Origin of the sequence: Deinococcus terrestris, assembly GCF_009377345.1 — a bacterium.
GTDB lineage: Bacteria > Deinococcota > Deinococci > Deinococcales > Deinococcaceae > Deinococcus > Deinococcus terrestris.
The window spans coordinates 234,912-250,422 of record NZ_WBSL01000002.1; the positions used below are offsets into that span (position 1 = coordinate 234,912).

The following is a 15,511-nucleotide window of genomic DNA, read 5'->3' on the forward strand; positions in this document are numbered from 1 at the left end:
TTGGGGTATACCCCACCCTGAAGCTAGCTGTACTTCGGGGAATATTTAGCGGCGTCGTCCTGGCCAGCATCTGCGATGCTGGCCTTCTTGTTGAAGCGTTCTCGACCCCCTCGGTTGACCCGACATTTCCCCACCTGGTTTGCGCCCTTTCTGGTGCACTTTCGCCACCGAGCCCAGCGGACCTGGGCGCCACTGTACGTCCGTGGATTGTGCAGTACGGTCCATCGAAAAAGCATGCAGTCCTTGACTGCCGTGGTGGCGCCGGGGAAAAAGGATCATCTCCAGCAGTTCATCACCGACAGCCCCTGGCTGACCGCGCTCCTGGAAACCCTGCTTGCTCAACGGGCCCAGCAGATGCTGAGGGGCAAAGACGCCGTACTAATCGTCGACGATACGTGCTTGGCGAAGTTCGGCACCAAGTCTGTCGGCGTCGCCCGTCAATATTCCGGGCAGGTCGGGAAGATTACTCCCTGTCAATGCCTCGTCTCCCTGACGTTGGCCCAGCACGACTTGCCGGTTCCGCTCGCCCTAAGGCTCTTCTTGCCGCAGGAGTGGACCAGCGATCCCGCTCGGCTCAGGGCGGCTGGTGTTCCGTTGGAACACCAGCCGCCGCAGACCAAGTGCGAACTGGCCCTGAAGGAGTTGGACCGGGTGCGCCCACACGTCACCTTCGGCATGGTTCTGGCCGATGCCGGGTACGGCGTGAACGCCCAGTTCCGGCAGGCACTCACCGAGCGAGGACGGCTATGGTCAGTCGGCATTACTCGCACGCAGACGGTCTATCCCAAGGACGTTTACTTGATCCCCAGCCCTCGGATCTTCCGGGGCAGGAAACCGACGTACCCAACCCCGTCCGAGGACCGACTGTCGGTAGAAGAAGTGCTGGCGGGTGCTGTATGGAAGCACCTGGTATGGCGACATGGAACTAAAGGCCCGCTCTCCGGACGCTTCGCGGCTGAATACGTTCGCCTGGCAGATGGGGAGAAATACGCTCGCAGTCAACATCTGCCGGGTCAAGCGGCCTGGATCATCGGGGAACAGCGCCGAGGTGAGGAGCGCAGATACTACGTCTGCAATTTGCCCCTTGACACGCCGTTGTCGCGGTTGGTGGAAGTCACCTCTCTCCGCTGGGCGTGTGAGCTGACCCACCGGGAGCTGAAGGACGAAGTTGGGCTGGACCACTTCGAGGGCCGGTCCTGGCACGGTCTGCATCACCACGCTGTGCTGTGTATGGTCGCCCTGACCTTCCTACAATGACTTCGCCTCACCCAGCCCGACGACCTCAGAGGCGACACCATTCCTGCCATTCGAGCGGAGGTGGCAGAGGACTTATCCCCGCCACCTCCTTGCCGCCAATGTCACACTTGCACGGCCTTATTCAGCGGCCCCTGAATTTCCCCGAAGTACAGCTAGTCACACCTCGCCAGGATGCAGGCCAGCAAACCTCTCCCCGACAGCGACGGGGTTGTTCTTGGTAATGAGGATTCTGGAGTCAGGCTGCTTAAGACCACGACCAAGGCGCTGGCCGCCTTGGAGACCGTGCGCGTGACGTGATTGACCTTCTCGCTGGTGGGTGGGCTGTCAGGAAGGGCATGGGTTCAGGCCAGACAGGCCGGGAGGGTCGGCAGCAGCAGGCGCCAGAGTAATGCCACAGGGCTCACCTGGGGGGCAGGAGAAGCGTATCCGGAACAACCGTAATCGTCACGCGCTGCGCGAGGTGTCGGCTGAGGCAACCGGCCGGACCCGCACGCGGGTGATCTTAAAACCGTCGACGGCCTCGGCCGTGAGATCGTGGCCCTGCACATGCAGCGTGATCCCCGGCGGCGGCACGGTCCCATGGGCTTCCAGCAACAGCCCGGCGATGGTCGTCGCCGCGTCACTGTGCAGGTTCAGGTCATGGTCTTCGCGCAGCTCACTGAGGGGCACCTCGCCGTCCAGTGAATAGGAGCCGTCGGGGTTGCGGCGGACCCAGTCGCTGTCCAGGTCCTCTTCCTCCATGACGTCCTCGATCAGGTCGTCCATCGTCACGAAGCCCAGGGTGCCGCCGAACTCGTCGACTACCAGGGCGGCGTGCAGCCGCTCGCGCTTGAACAGGGCCAGCAGATCCTCGGCGCTCGCGGCCGCGGCCACGCTGGGCAGTGGGCGGACGAGGTGCCCCAGATCCAGTGAGGCGCCCGTCGCCCGTGCCCGAATGAAATCTTTGACGTGCAGCACGCCCACAATCTCGTCGAGATTGCCCTCGTAGACCGGGTAGCGGCTGCGCGGTGAGCGGGCGATCCGGCCCAGCACGTCTCCGGGCGCAGCGTCCACCGACAGGGCGTCCAGACTCCGGCGAGGAGTCATCAGTTCCTCAGCGGTGCGCTCTTCCAGGGCAAAGATGTTGTGGATCAGGTCCCGCTGCGTTTCGCCAAGCTGCCCGCTCTGTGCACTTTCCTCGGTGATCAGGCTAAGTTCACGGCTAGTGTAGAGCAGCGCCTCCTTGCCGGGATCCTTGATTCTCAAGAGGCGCATGAGCGACAGGGCCAGGAAGTTCAGCACCGCGATCAGGGGCCGGAACACGAACCCGAAGACGCGCATCAGGGGATTGACCCGCACGCTCACGGACTCGGGCGTCTGGAGCGCCAGCGCCTTGGGGATCATCTCCCCGAAAACCACGTGCATGAACGTGATCAGGCTCAGCGCGATGATGAAGCCCAGGGTATGCGCCGCCGCATACGAGAGCCCCGCGTTCTCGAAGGGACCATACAGCCATTTCGCAATGGCCGGTTCGCCGTACATGCCCAACCCGATGGAGGCCAACGTGATGCCCAGCTGCGCGATGGCGATGTAGCGGTCCTTGCCCGTGGGGTGGTCGAAAATCCGCAGCAGCCAGCGGGCGGGGGCGCTGCCCCCCTCGGCCAGCAGGTCGAGCCGGGTGCGGCGTGAGGCGACCAGCGCGAACTCGGCGGCGACGAACAGGCCATTGAGCACGACCAGGACCAGGATAACCACGATGGGGATGAGGTACTCCAGCATCAGAGGCTCCCCCGGTCATCCCGGTCAATACTGCCGCTGGGCAGCAAGAAGCTCACCCGCTGCACGGCGCGGCGCTCCATCGCCTCGACCCGGAGCACGAGGTCACCGACCCGCACCTCGTCGCCCAGGCGGGGGAGCCCACCCAGTTCCTGCCACATCAACCCGCTGACCGTATCCACCTCATCGGTGGGGAGGTCGAGGTCGAAGCGGTCATTCAGGGTCTCGATCAAGACGTCGCCCCGCACGGTGACGCGGCTCCCCTGGACCACCACGGGGTCCTCCTCCTGGTCGAACTCGTCTTGCACCTCCCCGAAGATCTCTTCCAAGGCGTCTTCCAACGTGACCATCCCGGCCACGCTGCCGTACTCATCCACCACCAGGGCGCTTTGCCGGGAGGCTTCACGCAGCTTGCGCCACAGGTCGGGCACGGCCATGCTCTCGGCCACGATCAGGGGCGGGTGCATAACGTCGCCCACCTGGGCGCCGGGTCGCCTCTCGGCCAGCAGGAACACCTGACGCAAGTTCACGACGCCGATGACGTCGTCGGGGGACTCACCTGTCACGGGAAAGCGTGTGTAGGAGGTAGGGGCCAGTTGCCTCAGGGCCTCCTGCACCGGGAGATGAGCGGGGACCGTCACCATACGCGTGCGGGGGGTCATGATCTCGCGCACCACGCGGTCCTCCACATTCAGGACGCCCGCGACCATGTCGCGCTCGGCCGCGTCGATCAGGCCCCCCCGCGCACTCTCGCGGTACAGGTCCTCAAGTTCCTCTGGCGAGTGGACGTGCGCGTGGCTGTGGTCGGCATTCAGGCCCCAGGCCCGCATCAGGCGGAAGGCGGTGCCGTTGAACAGGGCGATCAACGGCCGGAAGAGCCACAGGCTCAGCTGCATGGGCCGCAGGGTGGCGATGGCGAGGCGTTCCGGGTAACGCAGTGCCACGGTCTTGGGCAGCAGTTCGCCCAGCACCACCTGGAGTGCCGTAATCAGGACCAGCACGATGATGGTGGCGACGACCGGCCCGCCCACGGCGCCCAGCGCCGGTGTGAGCAGGGGCGTGAGTTGCGACTGGCCGTAAGCACCCGCGACCAGGCTGCTGAGGGTGATGCCGATCTGGCAGGCCGCGACGTAGGTGTCGACGCGGGCGGGGTCCCGCAGAATCGCGAGCAGCCCCGCCGCGTTCCGGTTGCCTCCTTCAGCGGCCTCCTGCACACGCGACTTGCGGGACCCGACGGTCGCGAACTCGGCGGCGACGTACAGGGCGTTGACGGCCACCATCAACAGGATCACCAGCACCGGGAGCAGCGCACTCAACGCGCATCACCGGATCTCGAAGCGAGAGGGCTCGAATTGTCGGCAGAACTGGGAGGTTCGGCGTTGTCACTACTGGGCAACGTCATAGAGGGATATCATACAGGGATGACGTCAGGGCCATGTGAGGGCTGTTCCAAAACCAGAGCCACCTACAAAGGCTGAGGCGGCTGTCTGGGGTGGGTCTCTCCGAGTGGGTGCCGAATGACCAAGGTCCGTCCTGACCATGGCACCCCTGCTCAACCCTCAATATGTGGAAGGTACCAGTGGAGTCTGAAGCCCCAGCTCTCCACCAAGCGAATGCCCGCTTACTGCATGACCAGGGCGAGCTTGCAGCGCAACATTGAACTGTGCTCATCAGTTCGGTCCACTTCACCACCTGATGGGGCCGATCCTCGAAGGCCTGCGACACTCCCGCTTCCCGGGAACCGAGCCTACGGCGCGCTAGTGGGCCGTTGAGGTCACGTGTTCGCCGGTTGAGCTTCACGCCCGCAAAGGTGACAACGTCCTGACGTAGGCTTGCGGCCTGGTCGCCGACTTGCCCCGGACGGATACAAGGTTCATAGCGCTGGCACAGGTCCTGCGGGCTGAGCAACAAGGAAGACTCATAGCTCTCTTAGCGGGCGAGCTTGAGCAGCTTCACGAGGTCGGCGGGCTTCTCCTCACGCGCCTGGCACATCTCGACGTAGGTCTCCAGAATCACGTCGCCGGTGGACTCCAGCGCACTCTTGGCGCTGGCGTACAGGCCCATGACCTCCACGCAACTCTTCTCTTCCTCCACCATTCTCTGAAGGCCCCGCAGCTGCCCTTCCAGGCGGCGCAGGCGGTTCAGGATCTTCGTCTTTTCGGCGGTCCGGTCACTGACAGGCAGGGTCGCAGTCATGCCTCCAATATACCCCCTAGGGTATTTGACAGGATAGGGGGAGGGGGTATATGCTCGTGGCATGTATTTCAAGCGCTTCTACGACACGGACCTGGCCCAGGCGTCCTACATGATCGGCTGCCAGAAGACCGGCGAGTGCCTCGTAGTAGACCCCGTGCGCGACATCTCCCAGTACCTCGACGAGGCGCAGGCCCAGAAGCTGCGCGTCACGCACGTCACCGAAACGCACATCCACGCCGACTACCTGTCAGGGAGCCGCGAACTGGCAAAGGCCACCGGCGCGAAGCTGCTGCTCTCGGACGAGGGAGGCGAGGGCTGGCGGTACACCTACGACGATGAACACCAAAAGCTCCATGACGGGGACACTTTCATGGCGGGCAACATCCGCATCCAGGCCGTCCATACGCCGGGCCACACGCCCGAGCACTTGAGCTTTCTGGTCACCGATACGCCCCGTGGCGACGCGCCCAGCATGATCTTGACCGGTGACTTCGTCTTTGTCGGAGACCTGGGGCGCCCGGACCTGCTGGACGAGGCAGCAGGCGGTCAGGACACGCGCTACGTGGGCGCCAAGCAAATGTTCGCTTCTGTGCGCGACAAGTTCCTGACCCTGCCCGACTATGTGCAGGTCTGGCCTGGTCACGGGGCGGGGAGTGCTTGTGGCAAGGCGCTGGGCGCGGTGCCCACGACCACCGTCGGCTACGAGCGGGCGCTGAGCTGGTGGGGCAAGCTCGTCGAGAAGGGGGACGAGGAGGGCTTCACGAAGGAACTCCTCGAAGGCCAGCCCGACGCGCCGCTGTACTACGGCCGCATGAAGACCGAGAACCGCGATGGCCCCGCCCTGCTGGGTGAGGTGCAGCCGCTCGCCGAGCTGAGCGCCGCCGACGTGAAAGCCAGAGTCGCCGCCGGTGCCCGCCTCATCGACACCCGTAAGAAGGAAGAGCACCAGGCCGCCGCGCCCGTGGGCAGTGTGAACATTCCCGACGGCGGCACGCTGGAGACGTGGTCGGGCTGGCTGCTCAAGCCGGGCCGCGAGTTGATCCTGCTCGCACCTACCGACCGCGCTGAGGCCCTGCGCCGCAAGCTCTGGATGGTGGGGCTGGACCGCGTGACGGGCTTCATCCCCAATGCTGAGGGCCTGGACACCGTCCCCGCCCAGCCCATCCCCGCGACCAAACTCGGCTCGCACGAAGGTGCGCTGATTCTGGACGTGAGGGCGAAGACCGAGTACGAGGAGGGCCACATCCCCGGTGCCCGCCAGCTGCACGCCGGACGCCTGCCCTGGCGGCTGGACACCCTGCCGCGTGACCGCGAGATCGTCGTGCATTGCCAGGGCGGAGCCAGGAGCGCCGCCGCCGCAAGCCTGCTGCGGGCTGAGGGCTTCGACGTGCTGGAGCTTGCCGGGGGCTACGACGCTTGGGCGAAAAGCCAGAACGCCTGACCCCTACCCGGCGGAGGCGGTGCAGGACCGGGCCGCCTCCGCCTTTCGCTGAAAGGAGTGACCTTCCCATGACCTACCAGGACATCTTCACCACCGAACTTGAGGTCAAGAAGCGTGAGGGCGCGCGACTGATCGACGTGCGTGAACGCAGCGAGTACACCCAGGGACATGTCCCTGACGCCGTGAACCTCCCCCTGAGCGAACTCGTCGGGCGAGAGGACGAGATTGCGCCCAACACAGTTCTGATCTGCGCGAGCGGCAACCGTTCCTCGCAAGCAGCGGCCTACCTCGCCTCCCAGGGCAAGGCCGGGCTGATGAACCTCTCCGGGGGCACCGCGGCCTGGGTGCGTGAGGGCTGTGACCTCCACCGGGGCGAACAGCCATGATCTTCGCCTGGATCGGTGCGGCCCTGATCGGGCTGAGCCTCTGCCTGCTGGGGTCGGGCGGCTTGATCCTGACGGTGCGTACTGGTCTACTTCGTGGGCGAGCCGGAGAAGCTGGCGATTACCGAATCGCTCGCCATCGTGGGCGGTATCAGCCTGATCGGAGCAGTTCCCTGTGCCCTGAATCGGCAGATCGAGTGGCGCTCAGTCCTTTGGTTCGGCGTTCGCGGCGTGGTGGGCACCTTTCTGGGCGCGGCGCTGAATGTGTAGCTCAGCGGTGTGGTTCAACTGCTGCTCTTTGCGGTGGTGATGCTCCTGGCTGCTGTGATCAGGTGTCCGTGTTCCCCAGGACAGCGAGCATCGCGCTCTGACCAAGGCTGACCCGCGTGGCCCCGGCGTCTAGCAGGGTGGGCACTGAGGGCGCTCCGGGCAACGCCATCACCGTCACGGGACCGCCCAGTTTCTCCCTCAGCAGGCGGATCGTCGCGGAATCGGTCAGCAGGGGAACGAAGAGGCTGTCCGCCCCCGCTCTCAGGTAGGCCCGTCGCTACACCGAAGCCTGCGTCACCTGGCGGCTCTTGCCCATTCCGGCGACGACCTGATTCACGATCCGCAGCCACGCGCGGGCGCTGGCCTCGACCACGTCGGTGGCGACCCCGGTGCCGTGCAGGCTGATCTCGCCGTAGCGGGCACCAATGCTGACCTCGCCCACCGCGTCGCCGCCACCCGTGACCGCCTGGATGCGGTAGCTCTCCAGCACGGGGCTGATGCCGGTGAGGCGCCCGATGGCCTGAAACGCCGCTTCGACCGGGCCGTCGCCGTGCGCGGTGGCCTCGGCGGACCCGTCGGGGGTCTTCAGGCGCACAAAGGCCACCGGGGTCATGTTCATGCCGGAGGTGATCTGGAAGCCCTCCAGCGCAAAGGTCTGCGGCACGTCGCTGCGGCTGTCCACCAGCGCCCGCAGGTCGTCGGCGGACACCTGCCCCTTGCGGTCGGCGAGGTCCTTGAAGCGGGCGAACAGCGGCCCCACGCGCTCTTCATCCAACGTGTAGCCCAGATCGGTCAGCGCCTTGCGGAAGGCGGCGCGGCCCGAGTGCTTGCCCATGACCAGCACGGCGGCCTCGCGGCCCACCTGCTCGGCCTGCATGATCTCGTAGGTTTCGCGGGCCTTGAGGACCCCGTCCTGGTGGATGCCCGACTCGTGGGCAAAGGCGTTGTCGCCCACAATGGCCTTGTTGGGCTGCACCGGCATTCCGCTCAGGCGGCTCACCAGCCGGGAAGCGCGGTACAGCTCGCGGGTGCGGATGCCGGTTTGAAAGCCGTACACGTCCCCCCGCGTGCGGAAGGCCATCACGATCTCCTCCAGGCTGGCGTTTCCGGCCCGCTCACCGATGCCGTTCACGGTGCATTCGATCTGCCGGGCGCCCCCCTCGGCCGCCGCGATGGAGTTGGCGACCGCCATCCCCAGGTCGTCGTGGCAGTGGGCGGAGAGGATGACGTGCCCCGGCAGCTCAGCTTTCAGGGACGCGAACAGCGCGCGCATCTCGGCGGGCGTCGTGTAGCCCACCGTGTCGGGCACGTTGATGGTGCTCGCCCCGGCCTCCACCACCGCGCGGAAGATGCGGACCAGGAAGGCGGGGTCGCTGCGGGTGGCGTCCTCGGCGCTGAATTCTACGTCGTCCACGAAGGAGCGGGCCAGCGTGACGGCCTCCACCGCCCGCTCCACCACCGCGTCCGGCTCCAGGTTCAGCTTGCGAGCCATATGAATCGGGCTGGTGGCGATGAAGGTGTGAATCCGGGGCTTATCGGCGGCCTCCACCGCCCTCGCTGCCGCCTCGATGTCGGCGCGGCCCGCGCGGGCCAGCCCAGCGATCACCGGCCCGCGCACCTCGCGGGCGATGCGAGACACGCCTTCGAGGTCGCCGGGAGAGGCGATGGGAAACCCGGCCTCGATCACGTCCACGCCCAGCCGGGCGAGCTGGTGGGCGATCTCCAGCTTCTGCCCGTGGTTCAGTGCCACACCGGGCGACTGCTCGCCGTCGCGCAGGGTGGTGTCGAAGATGCGGATGCGGTCGGCCTGGGGCTGGGTCATCGGATGCTCCTCTGAAGGGTAGGGGAAAAAGAAGAAGCCCCCGGAGAGGCTTTCCTCCGGGGGCCGGGCGGGCGCTGCCTTCCGCCGCTCACTCCACCGGAGGAACGCGAAGAAGAAGCAGGCCGCTGAACTTGAGCATGGGGTCACTCTACGGGTCGGGCCAGGCTGGGGGCGCAAGTTGTCTGCACGGGGGGAGGGTGCGGCGGCCAACTTCAGGCCAGTCCGGCGCCGGGGCTCAGTTGGCGTAGCGCTCGGCCGCGCTCTGGGCTTCCAGCCGGTGGTGCGTCCGCATCTCCTCCTCGGTCACGACTAGGGCGCGGCGACTGATCCGCTCCCCCCGGCCCTCCCAGCTCAGGCGCGGCTGGGCGTGACGGCGAAACCAACGTTCAGGGCGGAGTTTTTTCAGCATTTGAAGGGTCGTCATGCCTTTAGTGTACGCCTTACACTTAGGTTCTTTGGTCTCCTGGAGAATGCTGGCGTTCCGCGAGCGTGGACGGAGAAAGGCCGCCCTCCCAGTGGAGAGGCGGCCTGAACGGAAGCGGCCTAAACTTCCAGTTCCTTTTTCTCGATAAAGGGCATCTTGCCGCGCAGCTCGGTACCCACGGTCTCCAAGAGGTGGCCGCGCATCTTCCCGCGCTGCTCCTGCATATACGGGAATCCAGCCTCGGCATCCGCGATGAAGCGCTCGGCGAAACGGCCCTGCTGGATGTCGGTCAGCACGTCCTTCATGGTGGCCTTGGTCTGCTCCGTGATGATGCGCGGGCCGGTCACGTAGTCACCGAACTCGGCGGTGTTGGAGATCGAGTGGCGCATTCCCTCAAAGCCCTTCTCGTAGATCAGGTCCACGATCAGCTTGACCTCGTGGAGCGTCTCGAAATAGGCGATCTCGGGCTGGTATCCGGCCTCCACCAGCGTCTCGAAGCCCGCCTGGATCAGGTGCGTGACGCCGCCGCACAGGACCGACTGCTCCCCAAACAGGTCGGTTTCGGTTTCCTCCTTGAAGGTGGTTTCCAGCACGCCTGCGCGGGTGCAGCCGATGCCGCGCGCGTACGCCAGGGCCAGGGCGCGGGCGCCCCCGCTGGCGTCCTGCGCGACGGCGAAGATGCCGGGCATCCCGCCGCCGTCGGCATAGATGCGCCGCAGCATGTGCCCCGGTCCCTTGGGGGCGACCAGAAACACGTCCACATCGGGGGGCGGCGTGATGCGCCCGAAGTGGACGTTGAAGCCGTGGCCGAAGGCGAGCGCCTTGCCCGGCGTCAGGTGGGGAGCGATGCTCTGCTCGTACAGGCCCGGCTGCGCCTCGTCGGGAATCAGGAGCATCACCACGTCGGCCTCGCGGGTGGCGTCCTCGACGGTGGTGACGCGCAGGCCCGCCCCCTCGGCCTTGGCGCGGCTCGCGGACCCCTCGCGCAGACCGACGACCACGTTCAGGCCGCTGTCCCGCAGGTTCTGGGCGTGGGCGTGGGCCTGGCTGCCGTAGCCGATGATGGCGACCAGCTTCTCCTCGATGGGCGAGAGGTCCACGTCGCGGTCGTAGTACATGGTCGCGGTCATGGGGGGATTCTCCTACAGAGTGTGAGGTGGGGGGGAATGCGGGCTAGGGGAGGCGCGCGGCTCCTGCGTCTAGGACACCCCCGGCATCCCTCCCGCCTGCGTCTCACTCGGCTCCGGCGCCTCCAGTACGGGCCGCAGCACCTCCGTTTCCCCGCCGTGGAAGACCTGCCCCGGAAGGTCCGCGTTGGACCCGCGTGTCAGGGCCACCCGGCCCGTCCGCATCGTCTCCAGAATGCCGAAGGGCCGCATCTGCTCTATGAAGGCGGTGACCTTGCCCTCGTCGCCCGTGACCTCGAAGGTGAGCGCGTGGCGGCCCACGTCCACGATGCGGGCGCGGAAGTCCTCGGCGATCTGGCGGACCTCCACCCGGCTCTCGGGGGTGATGGCGACCTTGAGGAGCACCAGTTCGCGGTCCACGTACTTGTGCAGGCCGTGATCGACCACGTGCAGCACGTCATGCAGCTTTTCGAGCTGTTTCATCGCCTGCTCGACGATGTTCCGGTCGCCCGTCACGACAAACGTCATGCGGCTGACCCCCGGCTGCTCGGTGCGGCCCACCGACAGGCTGCGGATGTTGTAGGCGCGGCGGCCGAAGAGGGACGTGATGCGGGTCAGCACGCGCGGCTCGTCACGCACCAGCACGCTGACCAGGTGGTCGGCGCTCATGCCCGGCCCCCGGGGACGGCCTGCGGCTCCGTCTCGATCATCTCGCTCAGCGCGGCCCCGGCGGGCACCATCGGGAAGACGCCGTGCTCGTTGGGGACCACCACTTCTAAAAGGGCGCTGCCGTCGTGGGCGAGCCAGGCGTCGATGGCCCCCTCCAGATCGTCGGCGTTGTCGGCCCGCCAGCCGGAAATGCCGTAGGCGTCCGCCAGCTTCAGGAAATCGGGATTGGAGTCGCCCAGGTAGACCTCCGAGTAGCGGCGCTCGTGGAAGAGTTCCTGCCACTGGCGGACCATCCCCAGGTAGGAGTTGTTCACGATGCAGATCTTGACGTTGCGAATCCCGTACTTGGTCAGGGTGGCGAGTTCCTGGGCGGTCATCTGGAAGCCGCCGTCCCCGGCGATCACCATGCTGGTCACGCCGGGTTCGGCGAGGGCCGCGCCGATGGCCGCCGGGAAGCCGAAACCCATCGTGCCCAGGCCGCCCGAGGTCAGCCAGCGCCGGGGCCGGTCGAAGCGGGCGAGCTGCGCGGCGAGCATCTGGTGCTGGCCCACGTCGGTGCTGAGAATGTCGCCGGGGCCGAGGCGCGAGACGACCTGCCGCACCGCCTGGGCGGCGCCCCAGTGGGCCGGGTGCTCGCCGCGCGTGCGCCACTCGGCGAGCGTGGCGGTCCACTCGGGGTGGCTCAGGGGCTGGGCCCGTTCGGTGAGAAGCCGGGCGGCCCGCCCCGCGTCGGCACGCACCGGCACGTGCGCCCGCACGATCTTGCTGATCTCGGCGGCGTCGAGGTCGATGTGGATGATGCTGGCCCGTGAGGCGAAGTCCTTGACGCGCCCCGTCACCCGGTCGTCGAAGCGCAGGCCGATGCCGATCAGCACGTCCGCCTCCGAGATCGCGCGGTTGGCGGCCACGCTGCCGTGCATCCCGGGCATCCCCAGCCACAGCCCATCAGAGGCGGGAAAGGCGCCCAGGCCCATCAGGGTGGTGATGGTCGGGATGCGCCACGCGCGGGCGAAGGCGGTGACCTCGGCGGCGGCTCCCTGGGCACCGCCGCCCACCATCAGGACGGGCCTGCGGGCCTCCTTCAGCAAGGCAACGGCGGCTTCGAGGGCGTGCGGGTCGGGCGCGGGCGCTTCCGGCGGGGCCTGCGGGCCGTGGACCTCCCCGGCAAAGGCCGCGAGTTGCACGTCCTTGGGGATATCCACCAGTACGGGGCCGGGGCGACCGCTGCGGGCGATGTGGATGGCCTCGGCCACGACGCGGGGCAGGTCGCCCGCCTCCTGCACCACGTAGTTGTGTTTGGTGATCGGCAACGTGATCCCGGTGATGTCGGCCTCCTGAAAGGCGTCGGTGCCCATCAGGTGCCGGGCCACGTTGCCGGTGATCGCCAGCAGCGGCACCGAATCCATCATCGCGTCGGCCAGGCCGGTCACCAGATTGGTGGCGCCCGGCCCGCTGGTCGCCAGGCAGACGCCGAGGTCGCCAGTCGCCTTGGCCCAGCCTTCCGCCGCGTGGATCGCGCCCTGCTCGTGCCGCGCCAGGATGTGGCGGATGTCGGGAAAGAGGGTCAGCGCGTCGTACACCGGCATGATCGCGCCGCCGGGATACCCGAAGACGGTCCCGACGCCGTGCGCGGCGAGCGTCTGCCAGAGGGCCTGGGCGCCGTTGGGGGGGGTCATGGCAGGCTCCGCGCCGAGTGTGTCCGGGGCTGCGGGTGGGGCTGGGGACGAATGCTCATCTCTTGACCTCCTGTGACCTGCTGGCTGTGACCTGCTGGGCACTGAAAATGGAAAATCCCGCCCTCTGGCTTGGGGCGGGGTGTCTGTGGCAACGCTGAGCGCTCAGCCTCCAGAAACCCCGGGGCCAAGAATGAGCGTGAGGACGGTGCGCGGCGGCATGGCAGCACCGTACGGCGTGGGCGGGGGCCGGGCGGGGCGGCGACCTAGACGAGTGGGGCCGTATAAGGGGGGGGGCAGGTCCAGAGCAGCGCCCGATGGCTGAGGCGGAATCCAGTCAGACGTAGAGCGGCACCAGAAACCACGCCGCCACGCCGCCGATCAGCACCCCCAGCGCCCCACCCAGCACGGCCGCCCTTCCTGTGCTTTCCGGCCTGAGCCGCAGCGCGAGGAAAAGCAGGACCACCCCGGCCCCGATCAGCCCGCCCGACACCGCCTGAAAGCTGTCGATCCTCTCCCCCACGGTAAGACCCGGCAGGGCGGAGCCGACCAGCACATGCAGCCCCAGCGTCAGGAAGAAGACGGGGAAGCCCACGCTGAAGGCGAGCAGGAAGCGGCGGTCACGGGCGCGGGTCATGGAACGCGCCCCAAGCTGGCACCCGTCTGAGCAACTGCCCCTCCCCGCCCCGCCGACCGCGTTAGGGTGGCCCATGGGAGACTCCGCGCCAGCACGCCGCAGCGACACCATCAAGTCGGGCTTCGAACGCGCCCCGCACCGCAGCCTGCTGCGGGCGACCGGGGTGATCGAGCGCGAGAGCGATTTCGGCAAGCCCTTTATCGCCGTGTGCAACAGCTATATCGACATCATTCCGGGGCACGTGCATCTCCAGGAGTTCGGGCGGGTGGTCAAGGCGGCGGTCCGGGAGGCGGGCGGCGTCCCCTTCGAGTTCAACACCATCGGCGTGGACGACGGCATCGCGATGGGCCACGCGGGCATGAAGTACAGCCTGCCCAGCCGCGAACTGATCGCGGACTCGGTCGAGACGGTCGTGCAGGCCCACCAGTTCGACGCGATGATCTGCATCCCCAACTGCGACAAGATCGTGCCCGGCATGCTGATGGGCGCGATGCGCTGCGACATCCCCACCATCTTCGTGAGCGGCGGGCCGATGCTGCGCGGGCTGACGAAAGCGGGGCGGCGGGTGGACCTCGCCTCGGTGTTCGAGGGGGTGGGGGCCTTCCAGGCGGGCCGGATGGGCGCCGACGAACTGCGCGAGCTGGAGGAACAGGCCTGCCCCACCTGCGGAAGCTGCTCGGGGATGTTCACCGCCAACTCGATGAACTGCCTGTGCGAGGCGCTGGGAATGAGCCTGCCGGGCAACGGGACCATTCCGGCGACCGACCCCCGGCGGCATGAACTGGCGCGGGCGGCGGCGCGGCAACTCCTCGTACTGCTGGAGCGCGGCATCACCCCCCGGCAGGTCGTGACCGCCGAGGCCATTGACAACGCCTTCGCCCTCGACATGGCGATGGGCGGCTCGACGAACACGGTGCTGCACACCCTCGCCATCGCGCACGAGGTCGGGGTGGAGTACCCGCTTTCGCGGCTCAACGAAGTGTCCGACCGGGTGGCGAACCTGTGCAAGATCGCGCCCAGCAGTGACTTTCATATCCAGGACCTCGACGAGGTGGGCGGCGTCAGCGTGATCCTGCGCGAGCTCTTTCAGCGGGAGGGCATCCTGCACCGGGGCTGCGTCACCGCGACCGGGCGGGCGCTGGAGGACAACGTGGCGGAGGCGCCCGCCCCCGACGGCGAGGTGGTGCGGCCCTGGGAGGCCGCCTATTCGCCCACCGGGGGCCTGCGGCTGCTGTTCGGCAACCTCGCGCCCGAGGGGGGGGTGGTCAAATACGCGGGGGTGGTGCCCGCCATGCGCCGCTTCGAGGGCGACGCCATCGTCTACGACAGCATGGAGGCCGCCAACGCGGGCATCCTGGGCGGCGAGGTGCGGGCCGGGCACGTCGTCGTGATTCGCTACGAGGGGCCGCAGGGCGGGCCGGGAATGCAGGAGATGCTCTCCCCGACGGCCAACCTCGCCGGGATGGGCCTGGGCGAGAGCGTCCTGCTGCTCACCGACGGGCGCTTCAGCGGGGCCACGCGCGGGGGATCGGTCGGCCACGTCTCGCCGGAAGCGAGCGCGGGCGGTCCCATCGCCCTGGTCATGAGCGGCGACCGCATCCGGGTGGATATGGACGCCGGGACGCTCGACCTGCTCGTCTCCGACGAGGAACTGGCGCGGCGGCGGGAGGGGTGGCGGCCTGTCGTCAAACCCATTCCGGGCCGCTGGCTGAAGCGCTACGCCCGTCTGGTCACCAGCGGCAGCCGGGGCGCGGTGCTGGACGACGCGGCCGGGCCGCAGGTTCCCGCGCCGCCTGCTCGGCCAGAGGCCCCGGCGGCCCGGCCCCAGGTCCCGCCGCCCCCAGCTTGAGCAGACAG

The 15,511-nt window shown here is 67.6% G+C and carries 14 protein-coding genes and 1 pseudogene; 5 read left to right on the forward strand and 10 right to left on the reverse strand.

What is annotated here, in order from left to right:
• Positions 1-75: 75 nt before the first annotated feature.
• A pseudogene (locus tag F8S09_RS07190) lies at positions 76-1,392 on the forward strand (IS701 family transposase).
• A 309-nt stretch (positions 1,393-1,701) separates the two neighbouring features.
• Here the strand turns inward: F8S09_RS07190 and F8S09_RS07195 are convergent.
• The 3 genes from F8S09_RS07195 to F8S09_RS07205 form a co-directional block, all read right to left on the reverse strand.
• A complete protein-coding gene (locus tag F8S09_RS07195) occupies positions 1,702-3,015 on the reverse strand; it encodes a hemolysin family protein (protein WP_152870595.1) in 1,314 nt (437 codons plus the stop codon).
• Positions 3,015-4,328 carry a hemolysin family protein gene (locus tag F8S09_RS07200; RefSeq protein ID WP_152870597.1) on the reverse strand — a complete coding sequence of 438 codons (1,314 nt, stop codon included), beginning with the start codon at positions 4,326-4,328 and terminating at the stop codon, positions 3,015-3,017. Before F8S09_RS07200 ends, F8S09_RS07195 begins: the two co-directional genes overlap by 1 nt.
• A 613-nt stretch (positions 4,329-4,941) precedes the next feature.
• On the reverse strand, positions 4,942-5,208 hold the full coding sequence (locus tag F8S09_RS07205) for a metal-sensitive transcriptional regulator (protein ID WP_152870599.1): 267 nt from the start codon (positions 5,206-5,208) through the stop codon (positions 4,942-4,944).
• A gap of 61 nt (positions 5,209-5,269) precedes the next feature.
• On the opposite strand from F8S09_RS07205, the gene F8S09_RS07210 reads away from it, so the two are divergent.
• From F8S09_RS07210 to F8S09_RS17905, 3 genes are all read left to right on the forward strand, one after another.
• Positions 5,270-6,649: an MBL fold metallo-hydrolase gene (locus F8S09_RS07210; protein ID WP_152870601.1), complete on the forward strand. Its 1,380-nt coding sequence runs from the start codon at positions 5,270-5,272 to the stop codon at positions 6,647-6,649.
• 68 nt (positions 6,650-6,717) lie between these two features.
• Complete coding sequence (locus tag F8S09_RS07215) at positions 6,718-7,035, forward strand: rhodanese-like domain-containing protein (protein ID WP_152870604.1); 318 nt, start codon at positions 6,718-6,720, stop codon at positions 7,033-7,035.
• A 93-nt stretch (positions 7,036-7,128) separates the two neighbouring features.
• On the forward strand, positions 7,129-7,302 hold the full coding sequence (locus tag F8S09_RS17905) for a hypothetical protein (RefSeq protein WP_227978552.1): 174 nt from the start codon (positions 7,129-7,131) through the stop codon (positions 7,300-7,302).
• A 58-nt stretch (positions 7,303-7,360) separates the two neighbouring features.
• Here the strand turns inward: F8S09_RS17905 and F8S09_RS18310 are convergent, their stop codons facing one another.
• The 7 genes from F8S09_RS18310 to F8S09_RS07255 all read right to left on the reverse strand — a co-directional run bounded on the left by F8S09_RS18310 (position 7,361) and on the right by F8S09_RS07255 (position 13,654).
• Positions 7,361-7,567, reverse strand: coding sequence for an isocitrate lyase/phosphoenolpyruvate mutase family protein (locus F8S09_RS18310; protein ID WP_152871020.1), 207 nt, complete (start codon positions 7,565-7,567; stop codon positions 7,361-7,363).
• Between the two features lie 12 nt (positions 7,568-7,579).
• Complete coding sequence (locus F8S09_RS07230) at positions 7,580-9,124, reverse strand: 2-isopropylmalate synthase (RefSeq protein WP_152870606.1); 1,545 nt, start codon at positions 9,122-9,124, stop codon at positions 7,580-7,582.
• 235 nt (positions 9,125-9,359) lie between these two features.
• Positions 9,360-9,548, reverse strand: a complete 189-nt coding sequence (locus F8S09_RS07235) for a hypothetical protein (RefSeq protein ID WP_152870608.1) — start codon at positions 9,546-9,548, stop codon at positions 9,360-9,362.
• 119 nt (positions 9,549-9,667) lie between these two features.
• Positions 9,668-10,678, reverse strand: coding sequence for a ketol-acid reductoisomerase (gene ilvC, locus F8S09_RS07240; protein ID WP_152870611.1), 1,011 nt, complete (start codon positions 10,676-10,678; stop codon positions 9,668-9,670).
• A gap of 69 nt (positions 10,679-10,747) precedes the next feature.
• A complete protein-coding gene (ilvN, locus tag F8S09_RS07245; protein WP_194165257.1) occupies positions 10,748-11,344 on the reverse strand; it encodes an acetolactate synthase small subunit in 597 nt (198 codons plus the stop codon).
• Positions 11,341-13,020, reverse strand: coding sequence for a biosynthetic-type acetolactate synthase large subunit (gene ilvB, locus F8S09_RS07250; protein WP_152870613.1), 1,680 nt, complete (start codon positions 13,018-13,020; stop codon positions 11,341-11,343). Before ilvB ends, ilvN begins: the two co-directional genes overlap by 4 nt.
• A 334-nt stretch (positions 13,021-13,354) precedes the next feature.
• The gene (locus tag F8S09_RS07255) at positions 13,355-13,654 is read right to left on the reverse strand and encodes a hypothetical protein (protein ID WP_152870615.1); all 300 of its coding nucleotides are present in this window, start codon (positions 13,652-13,654) and stop codon (positions 13,355-13,357) included.
• 73 nt (positions 13,655-13,727) lie between these two features.
• Here F8S09_RS07255 and ilvD point away from each other — a divergent pair, with 73 nt between their 5' ends.
• Positions 13,728-15,503 carry a dihydroxy-acid dehydratase gene (gene ilvD / locus F8S09_RS07260; protein WP_152870617.1) on the forward strand — a complete coding sequence of 592 codons (1,776 nt, stop codon included), beginning with the start codon at positions 13,728-13,730 and terminating at the stop codon, positions 15,501-15,503.
• Positions 15,504-15,511: the final 8 nt, after the last annotated feature.